This is a genomic window from Achromobacter sp. (assembly GCF_050285565.1).
Classification (GTDB): Bacteria; Pseudomonadota; Gammaproteobacteria; order Burkholderiales; family Burkholderiaceae_B; genus Achromobacter.
This window is the reverse complement of record NZ_JBLZXG010000014.1, coordinates 59,267-74,458: the sequence shown is the minus strand read 5'-3', so window position 1 is coordinate 74,458 and position 15,192 is coordinate 59,267. Positions and strand designations below refer to the sequence as shown.

The 15,192-nt window shown below is 64.7% G+C and carries 16 protein-coding genes; 11 read left to right on the top strand and 5 right to left on the bottom strand.

Annotated elements, in window-relative coordinates; all coding sequences use genetic code 11:
• Position 1: 1 nt before the first annotated feature.
• From hemH to dnaJ, 6 genes are all read left to right on the top strand, one after another.
• Positions 2–1,093, top strand: coding sequence for a ferrochelatase (gene hemH / locus ACN6O8_RS24645; protein WP_427993600.1), 1,092 nt, complete (start codon positions 2–4; stop codon positions 1,091–1,093).
• 12 nt (positions 1,094–1,105) lie between these two features.
• A complete protein-coding gene (locus ACN6O8_RS24640) occupies positions 1,106–1,339 on the top strand; it encodes a hypothetical protein (protein ID WP_427993599.1) in 234 nt (77 codons plus the stop codon).
• Positions 1,340–1,543: 204 nt separating this feature from the next.
• The gene (gene grpE / locus ACN6O8_RS24635; protein WP_427993598.1) at positions 1,544–2,101 is read left to right on the top strand and encodes a nucleotide exchange factor GrpE; all 558 of its coding nucleotides are present in this window, start codon (positions 1,544–1,546) and stop codon (positions 2,099–2,101) included.
• A gap of 14 nt (positions 2,102–2,115) precedes the next feature.
• Positions 2,116–2,520 carry a thioredoxin family protein gene (locus ACN6O8_RS24630; protein ID WP_427993597.1) on the top strand — a complete coding sequence of 135 codons (405 nt, stop codon included), beginning with the start codon at positions 2,116–2,118 and terminating at the stop codon, positions 2,518–2,520.
• Between the two features lie 81 nt (positions 2,521–2,601).
• Complete coding sequence (gene dnaK / locus ACN6O8_RS24625; protein WP_427993596.1) at positions 2,602–4,527, top strand: molecular chaperone DnaK; 1,926 nt, start codon at positions 2,602–2,604, stop codon at positions 4,525–4,527.
• Between the two features lie 109 nt (positions 4,528–4,636).
• A complete protein-coding gene (gene dnaJ / locus ACN6O8_RS24620; protein WP_049071732.1) occupies positions 4,637–5,764 on the top strand; it encodes a molecular chaperone DnaJ in 1,128 nt (375 codons plus the stop codon).
• A 282-nt stretch (positions 5,765–6,046) separates the two neighbouring features.
• On the opposite strand, the gene ACN6O8_RS24615 is transcribed toward dnaJ, so the two are convergent.
• Together ACN6O8_RS24615 and ACN6O8_RS24610 are read right to left on the bottom strand one after the other, a co-directional pair.
• The gene (locus tag ACN6O8_RS24615; protein WP_427993595.1) at positions 6,047–6,436 is read right to left on the bottom strand and encodes a DUF4148 domain-containing protein; all 390 of its coding nucleotides are present in this window, start codon (positions 6,434–6,436) and stop codon (positions 6,047–6,049) included.
• A 297-nt stretch (positions 6,437–6,733) separates the two neighbouring features.
• Positions 6,734–9,487 (bottom strand): M16 family metallopeptidase, encoded by a 2,754-nt coding sequence (locus ACN6O8_RS24610; protein ID WP_427993594.1) that lies wholly within the window; start codon positions 9,485–9,487, stop codon positions 6,734–6,736.
• Between the two features lie 112 nt (positions 9,488–9,599).
• On the opposite strand from ACN6O8_RS24610, the gene ACN6O8_RS24605 reads away from it, so the two are divergent.
• The 3 genes from ACN6O8_RS24605 to ACN6O8_RS24595 all read left to right on the top strand — a co-directional run bounded on the left by ACN6O8_RS24605 (position 9,600) and on the right by ACN6O8_RS24595 (position 11,523).
• Positions 9,600–10,199 carry a GNAT family N-acetyltransferase gene (locus tag ACN6O8_RS24605; RefSeq protein ID WP_427993593.1) on the top strand — a complete coding sequence of 200 codons (600 nt, stop codon included), beginning with the start codon at positions 9,600–9,602 and terminating at the stop codon, positions 10,197–10,199.
• Positions 10,200–10,491: 292 nt separating this feature from the next.
• Entirely contained in the window at positions 10,492–10,872 is a 381-nt protein-coding gene (locus ACN6O8_RS24600; protein WP_427993592.1) for a hypothetical protein, read from the top strand.
• Between the two features lie 93 nt (positions 10,873–10,965).
• The gene (locus tag ACN6O8_RS24595; protein ID WP_427993591.1) at positions 10,966–11,523 is read left to right on the top strand and encodes an N-acetyltransferase family protein; all 558 of its coding nucleotides are present in this window, start codon (positions 10,966–10,968) and stop codon (positions 11,521–11,523) included.
• Between the two features lie 41 nt (positions 11,524–11,564).
• Here the strand turns inward: ACN6O8_RS24595 and ACN6O8_RS24590 are convergent, their stop codons facing one another.
• Both ACN6O8_RS24590 and ACN6O8_RS24585 read right to left on the bottom strand, forming a co-directional pair.
• Positions 11,565–12,737: a vWA domain-containing protein gene (locus ACN6O8_RS24590; RefSeq protein ID WP_427993590.1), complete on the bottom strand. Its 1,173-nt coding sequence runs from the start codon at positions 12,735–12,737 to the stop codon at positions 11,565–11,567.
• Positions 12,738–12,759: 22 nt separating this feature from the next.
• A complete protein-coding gene (locus ACN6O8_RS24585) occupies positions 12,760–13,641 on the bottom strand; it encodes a MoxR family ATPase (protein WP_336235692.1) in 882 nt (293 codons plus the stop codon).
• Between the two features lie 178 nt (positions 13,642–13,819).
• On the opposite strand from ACN6O8_RS24585, the gene ACN6O8_RS24580 reads away from it, so the two are divergent.
• Together ACN6O8_RS24580 and ACN6O8_RS24575 are read left to right on the top strand one after the other, a co-directional pair.
• Positions 13,820–14,170 (top strand): c-type cytochrome, encoded by a 351-nt coding sequence (locus ACN6O8_RS24580; RefSeq protein ID WP_427993589.1) that lies wholly within the window; start codon positions 13,820–13,822, stop codon positions 14,168–14,170.
• A 14-nt stretch (positions 14,171–14,184) separates the two neighbouring features.
• Positions 14,185–14,547 carry a c-type cytochrome gene (locus tag ACN6O8_RS24575; protein ID WP_427993588.1) on the top strand — a complete coding sequence of 121 codons (363 nt, stop codon included), beginning with the start codon at positions 14,185–14,187 and terminating at the stop codon, positions 14,545–14,547.
• A gap of 73 nt (positions 14,548–14,620) precedes the next feature.
• Here ACN6O8_RS24575 and ACN6O8_RS24570 read toward each other — a convergent pair whose 3' ends face one another.
• Positions 14,621–15,046 carry a DUF1841 family protein gene (locus ACN6O8_RS24570; RefSeq protein ID WP_427993587.1) on the bottom strand — a complete coding sequence of 142 codons (426 nt, stop codon included), beginning with the start codon at positions 15,044–15,046 and terminating at the stop codon, positions 14,621–14,623.
• Positions 15,047–15,192 lie beyond the last annotated feature (146 nt).

The window sequence follows — 15,192 nt, the reverse complement described above, 5'->3', positions numbered from 1 at the left end:
TGTGTTTCTTCGCCTGTTCAAGTATCTCTGGCCTGAACGCTTCCTGCCCGAAACCGAGCAGGACGACCCCTTCAATGAGGACCCGCCGCCGCGCGCGCCGGGCAAGGTCGGCGTGCTGCTGGTGAACCTGGGCACCCCCGATACCCCGGGCCGGATGGATATCCGCAAGTACCTGGGCGAGTTCCTGTCGGATCCGCGTGTGATCGAGATTCCACGCTATCTATGGAAGCCGATTCTGCATGGCCTGGTGCTGACGCTGCGCCCCAAGAAGCTGGAGCCGCGTTACGCCGGCATCTGGCTTCAGGACGGCTCGCCGCTGATGGTCTACAGCCGCCGCCAGGCCGAGGGCGTGCGGGCGGCCCTGGCCGCCGCCGGTATCGAGGCCGTGGTGGAGCTGGGCATGCGCTACGGCAACCCGTCGATTCCCGATGCCATCTCGCGGCTGCGCGCACAGGGCTGCGAACGCATCCTGACCGTGCCGCTGTATCCGCAGTACGCCGCCAGCACCACCGCCACGGTGGTCGATGCGGTGACGCGCCACGCCGGCCGGCTGCGCGACCAGCCGGAAATGCGTTTCATCAAGCGCTTCCACGAGGAGCCCGCCTACCTCGATCCGCTCGCCGCCCGCATCGAGGCACACTGGCGCGAACATGGCAAGCCGCAGAAACTGGTCATGAGTTTTCACGGCCTGCCGCGCTATTCCATCGAACTGGGCGATCCTTACTACCGCGACTGCATGGAGACCGCGCGGCTGCTGTCGCAGCGCCTGTCGCTGCCGCGCGAGCAGATCGAAGTGACCTTCCAGAGCCGCTTCGGCACCGCCCGCTGGCTCGAGCCCTATACCGAACCGACCCTCAAGGCGCTGGCCGCCTCGGGGATCACCGAGGTGGATGTGGTGTGCCCGGGATTTGTGGCAGACTGTCTGGAAACCCTGGAAGAGATCAGCCTGGAGTGCCGCGACGCCTTTCTCGAGGCCGGCGGCAAGCAATTCCGTTACATCCCGGCGCTGAACGACGATCCGGCCTGGGTCGCGGGGTTGGCCACTCTGGTGGAACGGCACTTGCAGGGGTGGCCCACACATCCACGTACTTGAAGGAGAGGGCGCATGCACCATGATCCCAAGACGGACAAGATTGTGAAAAAGGGCGATGTCGGCACCCCGGCGGACGAGGATCGCCTCGAACACGAGCTGGACGAGGCCCTGGCCGAGACTTTTCCCGCCAGCGATCCGGTCGCCATCAATCCTGAACCCGATGACGCCCCTGAAGTCGACCGCGCCCTGAAGGACACCTTTCCCGCCAGCGACGCGCCGGCCCCGGCGCAGCCGGGCAAGAAATGACCCGCTGATGACCGGGGGGCGGGATTTTCCGCCCCAATCCCCGATGTTGAGGGGGGATTTCAGGAAAATCGGGGGTTTTTACCATCGCCGTCATCTCGCCGCAAAGCTGGCCCGTGACGGGGAATATTTGCTTTCCCGGGCTTGAAATAGGGGTATTGGCCCCCATTCATGGTTGCGAAAGCCATTCTTTTTGGAGGATTCCCCATGACGGCACCCAACGAGCCTGTAGACCAGACGCCCGGATTCGGCGAAGACGCCGATGCGGCCCCCGCCGCCCAGGACGCCGCGCAGGCCGAGCTGAACGATTTGCGCGCCCAGTTGGACGCGGCCCAGGCTACCGTCAATGAGCAGCAAGACCAGCTTCTGCGCGTGCGCGCCGAAGCCGAGAACGTCCGCCGCCGCGCCCAGGAAGAAGTGTCCAAGGCACGCAAGTTCGGCATCGAGTCGTTCGCGGAAAGTCTGGTGCCGGTCAAGGACAGCCTGGAGGCCGCGCTGGCCCAGGCCGACCAGACCGTGGACACCCTGCGCGAAGGCGTCGAGGTCACCCTCAAGCAGCTGTCGGCCGCCTTCGAGCGCAACCTGCTCAAGGAAATCGCGCCGGTTCAGGGCGACAAATTTGATCCGCACCTGCACCAGGCGATCTCGTCGATTCCGGCCGAACAGCCCGCCAACACGGTGGTTCAGTTGCTGCAAAAGGGCTACATCATCGCCGATCGCACGCTGCGTCCGGCCCTGGTGGTGGTGTCCGCCGGCCAGGGCTGAACGGACGGCGCGCCATGACCGATCCCAGGTTCGACCCGGTCCAGGTCTTCGCGGTTTTCGGCATGCGGCATGTCGACAGCGCGGGATTCGACGCGGCCGTGGTTCAGGCGCCGGGATCGGATCTGCGCTGCGTCTTCCTGTGGGGCCAGGATTGCTATAACTGCAATCTTTTCAAGCAGGCCGCGCTGCTGCATCAGGACGCCCTGCTGGGCCTGGCTCTGAGCTGGTTCGAAGCCGATGTCTACGCCGATGAACCCCTCGGCCGGCGCTTTTCCCTGCATGGCGTCCCCACTTTTGTGTTTTACCGGGCCGGAAAACGGCTCGGCCGCATTACCGGTTGGCCCGGATTGCCCCAATTCACGGCGGCGGTCCGGCGCCTGCAGGAAACACCGGCGGAAAATTCCAGTCAGGTGTCTTGAAAAACCCTGCGGGCAGCCCCAGTTATGTGGGGACAGGAAATTTCTCTCCAATTTCACAGATTTATCCAAGGTAACCCGACCATGAGCAAAATTATTGGCATCGACCTGGGCACGACCAACAGCTGCGTGGCTGTCATGGACGGCGGTCAGGTCAAGATCATCGAAAACGCCGAAGGCGCCCGTACCACTCCGTCGATCGTCGCCTACATGGACGACGGCGAAACGCTGGTGGGCGCGCCCGCCAAGCGCCAAGCCGTGACCAACCCCAAGAACACCCTGTACGCGGTGAAGCGCCTGATCGGCCGCAAGTTCGAGGAAAAGGCGGTGCAGAAGGACATCAACCTGATGCCTTACGCCATCGTCAAGGCCGACAACGGCGACGCCTGGGTGGAAGTGCGCGGCAAGAAGATGGCGCCTCCCCAAGTGTCGGCCGACGTGCTGCGCAAGATGAAGAAGACCGCCGAGGACTACCTGGGCGAGGAAGTGACCGAAGCCGTCATCACCGTGCCGGCCTACTTCAACGACAGCCAGCGCCAGGCCACCAAGGACGCCGGCCGCATCGCCGGCCTGGAAGTCAAGCGCATCATCAACGAACCCACCGCCGCGGCGCTGGCGTTCGGCCTGGACAAGACCGAAAAGGGCGACCGCAAGATCGCTGTCTATGACCTGGGCGGCGGCACGTTCGACGTGTCCATCATCGAGATCGCCGACGTGGACGGCGAAAAGCAGTTCGAAGTGCTGTCGACCAACGGCGACACCTTCCTGGGCGGCGAAGACTTCGACCAGCGCATCATCGACTACATCATCGGTGAGTTCAAGAAGGAACAGGGCGTCGACCTGTCCAAGGACGTGCTGGCCCTGCAGCGCCTGAAGGAAGCCGCCGAAAAGGCCAAGATCGAGCTTTCCTCGAGCCAACAGACCGAGATCAACCTGCCGTACATCACGGCCGACGCCTCCGGTCCGAAGCACTTGAACCTGAAGATCACGCGCGCCAAGCTGGAAGCGCTGGTCGAGGAACTGATCGAACGCACCATCGAACCCTGCCGCGTGGCCATCAAGGACGCCGGCGTGAAGGTTTCGGACATCGACGACGTGATCCTGGTCGGCGGTATGACCCGCATGCCCAAGGTTCAGGAAAAGGTGAAGGAATTCTTCGGCAAGGATCCGCGCAAGGACGTGAACCCCGATGAAGCCGTCGCCGCTGGCGCCGCCATCCAGGGCTCCGTGCTGTCGGGCGACCGCAAGGACGTGCTGCTGCTGGACGTCACGCCGTTGTCCCTGGGTATCGAAACCCTGGGCGGCGTCATGACCAAGATGATCCAGAAGAACACCACGATCCCGACCCGGTTCTCGCAGACGTTCTCGACCGCCGACGACAACCAGCCGGCCGTGACGATCAAGGTGTTCCAGGGCGAGCGCGAAATCGCCGCGGGCAACAAGGCCCTGGGCGAGTTCAACCTCGAAGGTATCCCGCCGTCGCCGCGCGGCATGCCGCAGATCGAAGTCACGTTCGACATCGACGCCAACGGCATCCTGCACGTGTCCGCCAAGGACAAGGGCACCGGCAAGGAAAACAAGATCACCATCAAGGCCAACTCGGGTCTGTCGGAAGACGAGATCCAGCGCATGGTCAAGGATGCCGAGGCCAACGCCGAGGAAGATCACCGCGTTGCCGAACTGGCCCAGTCGCGTAACCAGGCCGATGCGCTGGTGCATGCCACCCGCAAGTCGTTGACCGAGTACGGCGACAAGCTCGAAGCTTCCGAAAAGGAAAGCATCGAAGCCGCCATCAAGGACCTGGAAGACACGCTGAAGGAAGGCGACAAGGCCGCGATCGACGCCAAGGTGGAAGCCCTGTCGACCGCATCGCAAAAGCTCGGCGAAAAGATGTACGCCGACATGCAGGCGCAGCAAGCCGCCGGCCAGCAGCAAGCGGCCGACAACGCGAAGCCGGTGGACGACAACGTCGTCGACGCCGACTTCAAGGAAGTCAAGCGCGACCAATAATGGCCGGGCGCTGACCTGCCTCTGCCGCCCGGTAGCCGGAGAAATCCGCCTACCGGGCGAACTCATTCTGTAGCACTGAAAAGAAGGCTCACTCCCGAGCCCACCGATCATGGCAAAACGCGACTATTACGACGTCCTGGGCGTGGCGAAAAACGCTTCGGACGACGAACTCAAGAAGGCCTATCGAAAGCTGGCCATGAAATACCATCCGGATCGCAATCCGGACAGCAAAGAAGCCGAAGAGAAGTTCAAGGAAGCCAAGGAAGCCTATGAGGTCCTGGGCGATGAACAGAAGCGCGCCGCGTACGACCGCTATGGCCACGCGGGCGTCGATCCCAACGCCGCCGGCATGGGCGGTGGCATGGGCGGCGGCTTCGCCGATGCCTTCGGCGACATCTTCGGCGAGATTTTCGGCGGTGGCGGTGGTGGCCGTCGTGGCGGCGGTCCGCAGGTGTATCGTGGCGCCGACCTCAAGTACGCGCTGGAAATCACGTTGGAGCAGGCCGCGGCCGGCTTCGACACCGAGATCCGTGTGCCCAGTTGGGAAAACTGCGACACTTGCCATGGATCCGGTGCCAAGCCCGGCACCTCGCCCAAGACCTGCCGGACTTGCGGCGGCTCCGGCGCGGTGCGCATGCAGCAGGGCTTCTTCAGCGTGCAGCAGACCTGCCCGACCTGCCATGGCAACGGCAAGGAAATCACCGATCCCTGCACGGCCTGCGATGGCGTCGGCCGTATCCGCCGCAACAAGACCCTGCAGGTCAAGATTCCGGCCGGCATCGATGACGGCATGCGCATCCGTTCCAGCGGCAATGGCGAGCCGGGCATCAATGGCGGCCCGCCGGGCGATCTGTATGTGGAAATCCACATCAAGCAGCACAAGATCTTCCAGCGCGATGGGGATGACCTGCATTGCGAGCTGACCATTCCGTTCACCACGGCGGCGTTGGGCGGCGAACTGCAGGTGCCGACGCTGGGCGGCAAGGCCGAGATCTCGATTCCCGAAGGCACGCAGTCCGGCAAGACCTTCCGCCTGCGCGGCAAGGGCATCCGCGGCGTGCGCGGCAGCTATCCGGGCGACCTGTACTGCCACGTGGTGGTCGAGACGCCGGTGCGCCTGAGCGACGACCAGAAGAACATCCTGCGCCAGTTCGAGGCTTCGCTGAACGACGGTGGCGATCGCCACTCGCCGCAAAGCAAGTCCTGGACGGATCGCGTCAAGGAATTCTTCAGCTGAATCGCCTGACCTGATTTCCGCTCCGCGGGGCGGTTCTCGGCCCAGGGTCTGGAGGCATCCGGATCCTGGGCCGATTTCATTGCGCCGGGCAACAAGGCCGGGCAAAAAAAAACCGCGGCTTGCGCCGCGGTTTCAGTACAGGTACTACAACTTCTTGCTTCAGACTTCGTACTGCTAACTGCTGGTACTGCTACTTCTACTGCTAGGTCCGCCGCTGTCGCCGGAAAAAACCGACCCCGAACCATGATGCCGTCCGAGGCCGGCCGGGCTACAGCAAGCAGCTCACCGGGTGATCGGCGGGTATTCGAGTTCGCCGAACGTGTATTGGCCGCTGGCCTTGGCCTGCGCGAGTTCCTGTTGGACTTCGGCGCGCGACTTGGCGCTGGCCGGAGCCGCCGCGACGGGCGGGTATTGCAGTTCGCCGAAGGTGTATTCGCCGCTGGTCTTGGCTTGTTGCAGCTGGGCTTGCACTTCCTGCGAGCTCAGGCTGGTGGCCTGCGGCAGGGCGGGCGGGTAGTCCAGCTCGCCAAAGGTGTATTGGCCGCTGATCTTGGCCTGTTGCAGTTCGGTCGCCACCTGGGCGCTCGACTTGGCTTGCTCGACACCGGCGGCTTGCGCGCCGGCGCCGGCCAGGGCTAGGGAAATCAGAAGGGTAGTCGTCAGGGTTTTCATAATGACCTCCAATGTTGTAGACGGGGCCGAATCCGGCGGCCCTCCGTCGTGGTTCGTTGTTTGTTCCCGATGACTGAATTGTGCGCGCCATCCCACCTGGGATAAACCCGTATATCTCGAAAACATCTTTCCAAATAAACAGGTAATAAATATTTTGATAAGAAATTTCCCCGTCTATGGCATGGTCATGGGGGCGCCCCGTCCCCTTAGGCTGTCGCAGGGGCGAATGCCGGCACGTGGCGCGCAAAAAAAACCCCTGCCGGGGCAGGGGCTGGGGGACGCCGGAGGGCGCGGCGCTCAGGGCGCCTTTTTCTTGAAGTCGCCGGCGACGGCGGTGCTGAAGCCGTCGGGGCGCAGGTACTTGCGCAGCGCGGCGTTGACCGTGTCGGCGGTGAGCGCGCTGATCTTCTTGTCCATCTCGGCCGACCATTCGAAGGTACGGCCGCGCTGCAGATAGTCGAGCCAGGTGCCGGCCAGCACGTCGTCCTGGGCGCGGGCCAGGTTGCGGTAGTTCAGCAGGGCGGTGATGCCGTCGGAGATTTCCTTGTCGCTGAAGCCGTCCTTGAGCACACGGGCCAGCTCCTCGCCGATGGCCTTTTCCAGGCGCTCGCGGTTCTGCGGCGCGTAGATGGCGTACATGGTCCAACTGGCGCTGGGCTCGAACGACGACACCGACAGCGAACTGCGCACGTTGTAGGACAGGCCTTCGGTTTCGCGCACGCGGTTCCACAGGCGCGAGGTTTCCGAGGCGCCGAACAGGTAGTTGGCCAGGTACAGCGCCGGATAGTCCGCGTCCGTGTCTTGCAGTTTCAAGGGCATGCGCGAGATGTAGAACGCGTTGGCCTTGTCCGGGGTCTCGATATCGAACTGCTTGGCCGGGATGTCACGGTACGGGTTGCCGACACGGGTGTAGGCGGGAGCGCGCTTCCAACCGGCCAGGCTTTCCTTAATGGCTTTTTCGACGGCCTCGGGCTCGAAATCGCCGACCGCCGAGTACTCGATCTTGCCGGCGCCATAGAACTTGGCGTGGAACTTGACCAGCGCGTCGCGGTTCAGCGCGCGCACCCCGGCCAGCGATTCCTCGAACGTCGGCACGTAGCGCAGGTCGTCAGCCGGCCACGGGTTGTCCTGGCGGGCCAGGGCGCGGCCGGCCAGGGCCTGCGGCTCGGTCATGGCGTTCTGGATCGAGGTTTCGAGCTGGCGCTGGTATTCCTCCAGTTGTTCCTTGGGGAAATTCGCGTTGCGCACGATATCCAGGGCCAGGCGGGTCAGCTCGGGCAGGTTTTCGCGCTTGGTCGACATGGCGATCTTGAGCGTGGTGCCGCCGCCGCTGAAGCCCAGTTCGGCCTGCAGCTTGTCGAGGCGGTCCTGGATGTCCTGGCGTGACAGCTTGGCGGTGCCACGCGTCAGCAGGTCGGCCACGGCGCTGGAATTGACGCGCTGGCCCAGGAGGTCTTTCTCGTTGCCGAATTGGATCAGCATCTGGGCCTGCACCCGGTTGCCGCGCGTGGCTTTGGGCAGCAGCGCCAGTTGCACCGGGCCGTTGGGCAGGTCGAGCGTCTTGCGTTGCGTCAGGCGGTCGATGTTCTGCGGCGAGGGATCGAAGGCGGACGCAGCCTTGAAGTCGGGATCGCCCTTGTAGTCCTTGAAGACGGCGGACAGGTCCACGCGCTGCATCTGCGGCGCGCGCACCGGCTTGTCGGTCGGGATGTAGCGGCCTTCGATGCGGTTGCTCTGCACCAGGTAGGTGGTGGCGGCCTGCTGCACTTCGGCCAGCGTGGCCTTGCGGGCACGGTCGCGCTGCAGGAAGAACAGGCGCCAGTCGCCGGCAGCGATGGCTTCGGACAGCGCCACGCCGACCTGTTCCGGATCGCTGTAGGTCTGCTCCCAGGAGGTCAGCCACTTGCTGCGGGCGCGGTCGAGCTCCTGCTGGGTGAAGGGCTTCTTGGCAAGGTCTTCCAGCGTGCCGGTCAGCGCCTTCATGGCGGCGTCCAGGCTCTTGCCCGGCGTCAGTTGCGCCGCGAACATGGCCAGGCCCGGATCCAGGTTCTCCATGGTGAAACCGAACACGCCCGAGGCCAGCTTGGTCGGCACCAGCGCGTGGTAGAGGCGGCCCGACGGCGTGTCGGCCAGGATGGTGGTGGCCAGGTCGAACGGCACGAAGTCGGGGCTGCCGGCGGCCGGGATGTGGTACATCGCCGCGACCAGCGGCGTGCCGCCGGTGCGGCGCAGCGTGACGCTGCGCTCGCCGTCCTGGGCCGGCTCGACGGTGTATTCGGGCGGCAGCTTGCGATCCGGCTTGGGCAGCTTGCCCAGCGTCGATTCGATGTCGGCCAGCGTGGCCTGCGGATCGAACTTGCCGGCCACGATCAGCACCGCGTTATCGGGCTGGTAGTACTCGTGATAGAAGGCGCGCAATTGGCCGATGTCGACGTTCTCGACGTCGGAGCGGGCGCCGATGGTGTTCTTGCCGTAGCTGTGCCACTGGAACGCGGCCGCCTGCATCTTCTGCATGAGGATGCGGAAGGGGCTGTTCTCGCCGCTTTCCATCTCGTTGCGCACGACGGTCATTTCGGAATCGAGGTCTTCCTTGGCGATCAGGGAATTGACCATCGCGTCGGCTTGCCAGCCCAGGTACCACTTGAGGGTGTCGGGGTTGGCGGCGAAGCTGGCGAAATAGTTGGTGCGGTCGCTGGAGGTCGAGCCGTTGGCCTGCAGGCCGCGGCGCGAGAATTCGCCCATGGCGTTTCGGGTGGTGGAGGTGCCCTTGAACAGCATGTGTTCGAGCAAGTGGGCCATGCCGGTCTGGCCGTAGTTCTCGTTGCGCGAGCCGACCAGGTAGGTCATGTTGACCGTGGTGGAAGGCTTGGATTCATCGGGAACCAGCAGGACCCGCAGGCCGTTGCTGAGGCGGTATTCGGTGATGCCTTCAATCGAGGCGGCCTCCGTGACGCCGGCTGGCAGGCTGGCGGCTCCGGCCTGGAAGGCCAGGAAGGATGAGAACAGCAGCGCGCCCAGCGGGCGCGGCAGCTTCGATATGGACAGGCGCATGGCGGACTATTCCTTTGGCATGGCAGAATCCGTTGGAGTGTATACGGTGTGAATGGTTCAGGGGCCCGCCCCCGAAGCGCACCGGCCGGTCATTCTGTCTGGAAACCCGCGCATGTCGCTATCCCTTGAAATCGAAACGCCCCGCCTGGTGCTGCGCCAATGGCTGGCGGCCGACCGCGAGCCGTTCGCGGCCATGAACACCGATGCGCGCGTGACCCGCTATCTGCTGCCCATGACCGCGCGGGAGAGCGACGCGCTGGCCGACCGGCTGGCCGCCGGCATCGATGAATACGGCTGGGGTTTCTGGGCCGTCGAGGCGCCGGGCGTCGCGCCCTTCATCGGTTTCGTCGGCATCAAGGCGCTGGCGCCGGCGCTGCCATTCGCGCCGGGCGTGGAAATCGGCTGGCGCCTGGCGGCGCCCTACTGGGGCAGGGGCTATGCCAGCGAGGCCGCGCAGGCCGCGCTGCGGGTCGGGTTCGAGCAGCTCGGCCTGCCCGAGATCGTGGCGTTCACGGTGCCGGCAAACACGCCTTCGCTCGCGGTCATGCGACGCCTGGGCATGCGGCAAGACAATCAGCGCTTCGAGCATCCGGCGGTGCCGGACGGCCATCCGTTGAAAACGCATGTGCTGTATCGGCTGGCGCGCGAGGCCTGGCAAGCGCAAAAAAATGGTGACGCAGGCATAGGCATGGAGCCGTTCGCGGCGGCATAAGCGCTGGCAGGCCCCGCCGCGCCAGGATGTTGCGCTGCAACACCCTGGCGCGGCGGGGCCGATTTGAGACCTGGCCGTGCCCGGGTGTAAGCTTTAAAGAACGTAGTTGCTGTTGTCGACGGGATGCGCGACAGCCGTCTACAGGTTTCCCGTCCAACGCCAGCCGCCGCCCCGCCGGGCCGCACACCGGCCGCATGCCGGATCGCGCCCCGCCCCGCGGGCGACGACGGTGCTTGTTGTTCGCGCCTTCGCCGCCGGCATCCTGCCGGCGCATCTTTCGGAGGAACGACCCATGCTGACCGAGATCGTCACGCGTGCCTTGTCCCAATTGACCGGCAGCCCCATGAGCGGCGACCGCATCAAAGGACAGTTTCAATACGCTTATGCCAGTGATGACGGCCAATTCGTGGCCATACTGACCCATGACATGACCACCTACGTGGTGGACCTGCGCACGCAGCGCTATTTCGCCGAGTGTGGCGGGTCGCCGCGCGGCTTTGCCGGGCATGTGCTCGAGATGGAGGGCGCCGAGGCGCGCCAGCATCCCTGGCCCGCGGCCAACGACCTGTTCGACCTGGACATGGACGCGGACGAGTTGGCCTGGCGCCAGTGCCCCGGGATGCGCAGCATGGCCGATAGCGCCCGCCGAACTGTGGAGAGCCGCGCCGCCTGAGAGTGGCCAGAAGCGGCAGTCCCCTCACTGAACCGGCGAAATCGCCGGTTTTTTTTATGCCGCGGGCCGGGGCGGCTGGCTACAATTCGCGCCATGACTACGCACGCTGACAACGGCGCGCCGGACGGCGCCCTCCTGGTCGATTGCACGCACGAACGCCATGCGGACCAGATCCTGGCCATCTTCAACGAGGCCATCGCCACCTCGACCGCGCTGTATGACTACAAGCCGCGACCGCGCGAGGCAATGCAAGGCTGGTTCCAGGCCAAGGTTGCTGGCGGCTTTCCGGTGGTGGGGTTCGAGAACGCCGCCGGCGAGCTGATGGCGTTTGCCAGCTATGGCATCTTCCGCGCCTGGCCGGCGTATAAGTACTCGGTCGAACATTCCGTGTATGTCGACGGCCGTTTCCGCGGGCAGGGGCTGGGCGAGGCGCTGATGCGCGTGCTGATCGCGCGTGCCCGCGCCAACCAGGTGCACCTGATGATCGGCGGCATCGACGCGGCCAACCAGGTCAGTATCAAGCTGCATGAGAAGCTGGGATTCGTGCATGCCGGCACCATCCGCGAGGCCGGCTTCAAGTTCGGCCGCTGGCTCGACCTGGCGTTCTACCAGCTGACGCTGGACACGCCGGCGCAGCCGGTGGATGGTTGAGGCGCCTTGCCCGGACCGCGCCGCGTGGCGCGGGTGACGGGTTACTTCGACAGCACCCGCATCGCCTGTTCCAGGCCCGCGACCGTCACCGGATACATGCGATCCTGCATGATGTCGCGCATTAGCGCGATCGACTGGCGGTACTGCCACGACGCGGTGGGCTCGGGATTGAGCCACACCGATTTGGGCCAGGCGTCCAGCAGCCGGCGCATCCATTGGGCGCCGGGCTCCTTGTTGTAGTGCTCGACCGAGCCGCCCGGCTGCAGGATCTCATACGGGCTCATGGTGGCGTCGCCGACGATGATCAGGCGCCAGTCGGGGTTGTACTTGCGCAGCACGTCCCAGGTGTCGAAGCGTTCGTTCTGGCGGCGGCGGTTGCTCTGCCACAGGCTCTCGTACGGGCAGTTGTGGAAGTAGTAGACCTCGAGGTTGCGGAACTCGCTGCGGGCCGCCGAGAACAGTTCTTCGACGCGGCCGATGTGGTCGTCCATGCTGCCGCCGACGTCCAGCAGCATCAGCACCTTGACCGTGTTGTGGCGTTCCGGAACCATGCGCAGGTCCAGGTGGCCGGCGTTGCGCGCGGTGCTGGCGATGGTGTCGTCCAGGTCCAATTCGAGTTCGGCGCCTTCGCGCGCGAAACGCCGCAAGCGGCGCAGCGCGACCTTGAAGTTGCGCGTGCCTAGTTCGATCTGGTCGTCGTAGTCCTTGAACTGGCGCATGTCCCAGACCTTGACCGCGCTGCGGTTGCCGGCCGACTGGCCGCCGACGCGGATGCCTTCGGGGTGGTAGCCGCCATTGCCGAACGGCGAGGTGCCGCCGGTGCCGATCCACTTGCTGCCGCCGGCATGGCGTTCCTTCTGTTCTTCCATGCGTTCCTTGAAGAGCGCCATCAGCTTGTCCCAGCCGTGCTTCTCGATGGCGGCCTTCTCTTCCGGCGTCAGGCTCTTCTCGAACTGCTTGATGAGCCAGTCCAGGGGGATGTCTTTGCCCGCCGGCAGCGCGGCCTCGATGCCCTTGTAGTAGGCGCCGAAGGCCTTGTCATAGCGATCGTAGAGCGCTTCGTCCTTGACCAGCGCGGTGCGCGCCAGGAAGTAGAAGTCGTCCAGCGTGGGCGTCATCAGGTCCTGGCGCAGCGCGTCCACCAGCGTCAGGTATTCCTGCACTGACACCGGCAGCTTGTGAGCCCGCAGGTGGTAGAAGAAGTCGATCAGCATGGCGGCCGTCGTGAGGCGAGCGTCAGCGGCGCTGAGTGCCGCGGGTCATGGCGGCGAGCCGTTCCAGCAGGTGCACGTCCTGCTCGTTCTTGAGCAGGGCGCCGGCCATCAGCGGCACCGCGGTGGCGGTGTGCGCGTCGATCTGCGCGGCGCTGACGTCCTCGGCCAGCAGCAGGCGCAGCCAGTCCAGCAGTTCGGAGGTCGACGGCTTCTTCTTCAGGCCCGGCGCGTCGCGCAGGCTGAAGAAGGTGTCGAGCGCCGCGCGCAGCACGTCCTGCTTGAGCTCGGGAAAGTGCACCGCGACGATGTCGCGCATGGTTTCGCGGTCGGGGAAGCGGATGTAGTGGAAGAAGCAGCGGCGCAGGAAGGCGTCGGGCAGATCTTTCTCGTTGTTGGAGGTGATGATGACCAGCGGGCGATGGCGCGCGGCGATGGTCTGGCGCGTTTCGTAGACATGGAACTCCATGCGGTCGAGCTCGCGCAGCAGGTCGTTGGGGAACTCGATGTCGGCCTTGTCGATTTCGTCGATCAGCACCACCACCGGCTGCTCGGCCTCGAAGGCCTGCCACAAGGTGCCCTGCACGATGTAGTTGCGGATGTCGCGCACCTTCTCGTCGCCGAGCTGCGAGTCGCGCAGGCGCGAAACCGCGTCGTATTCGTACAGACCCTGATGCGCCTTGGTGGTGGACTTGATGTGCCACTGCAGCAAAGGACGGCCCAACGCGCGCGCCACTTCCTCGGCCAGCATGGTCTTGCCGGTGCCGGGTTCGCCCTTGATCAGCAGCGGGCGTTGCAGCGTCAACGCGGCGTTGACGGCAAGCTTGAGGTCATCGGTGGCGACGTAGCGATCGGTGCCATCGAAGCGTGTTTGCGGTGCGGAAGGAGCGGTCTGGGCAGCGGACATGGATCGGTGGACTTCTCGGGGTTGAGGGAGATCAAGGCCATTTTCGGGTATTAATCCTAGACAATTATCGTACAATCAGGCGGTTTTGCAGTGGGGTTCGACCCGCAACGTGTTTGCCGGGGGCCTTTCCGTGTGAGCAGGCCCTAGTCCTCAAGCCATACCAAGAAGAGCCATCCCAATGAAGTTGCGATTCTCTCTGAAGTACACGGTTTCTCTGCTGACCTTGGCCACCTGTGCGATCGCCGGCCAGGCAGCCGCTGCGGACGCGGCGCCGGTCGGCAACGTCCAGAATGCCCGTGACAAGGTTTCCATGTGCATCGGTTGCCACGGCATCGAAGGCTACAAGGCGACCTTCCCCGAGCTGTACCACGTCCCGATGATCGCGGGCCAGAACGCCAAATACATCGAGACCGCCCTCAACGAGTACAAGAAAGGCGCGCGCAGCCATCCCACGATGGACGCCATTGCCGGCAGCCTGTCCGACCAGGACATCGCCGATCTGGCCGCGTACTACTCGAATCTGAAATGACAGGGGGCAATCACATGAACCGCATCATGCTTGCCCTCGCGGGCGCGACATTGGCCATTTCGGGCGTGGCCGCCCAGGCCCAGGATCTGGCGGCCGGCAAGGCCGTTTTCGACAAATTCAATTGTGCCTCGTGCCACGGCGCCGACGCCAAAACGGCGGTGGATCCGGCCTATCCGACGCTGGCCGGCCAGCATGCCGACTACCTGGTGCATGCGCTCAAGGCCTACCGCCGTGGCGCCTCGGGCAGCGCGGCCACGGCCAACGTGCGCAAGAATCCCATCATGGGCGCTTTCGCCACCCAACTGTCCGACCAGGACATCGGTAATGTGGCGGCCTGGCTGTCGTCGTTGCCGAGCGACCTGGGCGTGCGCAAATAAGGTCACGCCACCCGGCGCAAACACAGAAAACCCTCGGGCGACCGAGGGTTTTTTCATGGGGCGCGGCAACGGTCTAGCGTTCGGCGCGCTGGCGGATCAGGTCGATGTAGGTGTCGCTGTCCAGCGGCGTGCCCAGGCGCTGGGCTTCCCACACCACCCGCCCCAGGCATTCCATGATCTCGTGCGCGGCCTGGTGCGCGTCGCCGCGCGCCACCAGGCGCTGGTAGGCGTTGCGGATGCCCGGCGGGTGGTCGATGGACAACTGCTCGGCGATGGCCAGGTGCATCGACAGGTGCAGGAACGGATTGGTGCGACCTTTTTCCACCGCGTACTCGGCAGTCATGGCCTCGGGGCTTTCGAGGTCGGCATGGTATTCCTGGTGCTCGATGATCCAGTCCAGGGCCATAGCCTCCAGCGGGGTCAGAACCTCGTTGGCGCGGTGCTTGCGCCAGGTTTCGATGAAGAATTCGCGAACTTGATCGCGGGAAGGATTGAACATTGTCAGACGGGCGCCGTGCAGGCTATAGATAGCGTTATTTTACCGCCCGCCAGCGAGCCACCCGCCCGGCGGCCCCAATGCGATATAGAATTGGTTGCTATCCGCTATCCAGTGCGCGTTTCGCCAGGGCCGCGCGGCCCGCGGAG

What these genes read in the sequence shown, in the direction of transcription:
- ACN6O8_RS24615 (WP_427993595.1), bottom strand. Translation starts at nt 6,436, where the DNA reads ATGAAAACCCTGACGACTACCCTTCTGATTTCCCTAGCCCTGGCCGGC.
- ACN6O8_RS24580 (WP_427993589.1), top strand. Translation starts at nt 13,820, where the DNA reads ATGAAGTTGCGATTCTCTCTGAAGTACACGGTTTCTCTGCTGACCTTG.
- ACN6O8_RS24605 (WP_427993593.1), top strand. Translation starts at nt 9,600, where the DNA reads ATGTCGCTATCCCTTGAAATCGAAACGCCCCGCCTGGTGCTGCGCCAA.
- ACN6O8_RS24610 (WP_427993594.1), bottom strand. Translation starts at nt 9,487, where the DNA reads ATGCGCCTGTCCATATCGAAGCTGCCGCGCCCGCTGGGCGCGCTGCTG.
- ACN6O8_RS24595 (WP_427993591.1), top strand. Translation starts at nt 10,966, where the DNA reads ATGACTACGCACGCTGACAACGGCGCGCCGGACGGCGCCCTCCTGGTC.
- ACN6O8_RS24570 (WP_427993587.1), bottom strand. Translation starts at nt 15,046, where the DNA reads ATGTTCAATCCTTCCCGCGATCAAGTTCGCGAATTCTTCATCGAAACC.
- grpE (WP_427993598.1), top strand. Translation starts at nt 1,544, where the DNA reads ATGACGGCACCCAACGAGCCTGTAGACCAGACGCCCGGATTCGGCGAA.
- ACN6O8_RS24600 (WP_427993592.1), top strand. Translation starts at nt 10,492, where the DNA reads ATGCTGACCGAGATCGTCACGCGTGCCTTGTCCCAATTGACCGGCAGC.
- ACN6O8_RS24575 (WP_427993588.1), top strand. Translation starts at nt 14,185, where the DNA reads ATGAACCGCATCATGCTTGCCCTCGCGGGCGCGACATTGGCCATTTCG.
- dnaK (WP_427993596.1), top strand. Translation starts at nt 2,602, where the DNA reads ATGAGCAAAATTATTGGCATCGACCTGGGCACGACCAACAGCTGCGTG.
- ACN6O8_RS24590 (WP_427993590.1), bottom strand. Translation starts at nt 12,737, where the DNA reads ATGCTGATCGACTTCTTCTACCACCTGCGGGCTCACAAGCTGCCGGTG.
- ACN6O8_RS24640 (WP_427993599.1), top strand. Translation starts at nt 1,106, where the DNA reads ATGCACCATGATCCCAAGACGGACAAGATTGTGAAAAAGGGCGATGTC.
- ACN6O8_RS24630 (WP_427993597.1), top strand. Translation starts at nt 2,116, where the DNA reads ATGACCGATCCCAGGTTCGACCCGGTCCAGGTCTTCGCGGTTTTCGGC.
- dnaJ (WP_049071732.1), top strand. Translation starts at nt 4,637, where the DNA reads ATGGCAAAACGCGACTATTACGACGTCCTGGGCGTGGCGAAAAACGCT.
- ACN6O8_RS24585 (WP_336235692.1), bottom strand. Translation starts at nt 13,641, where the DNA reads ATGTCCGCTGCCCAGACCGCTCCTTCCGCACCGCAAACACGCTTCGAT.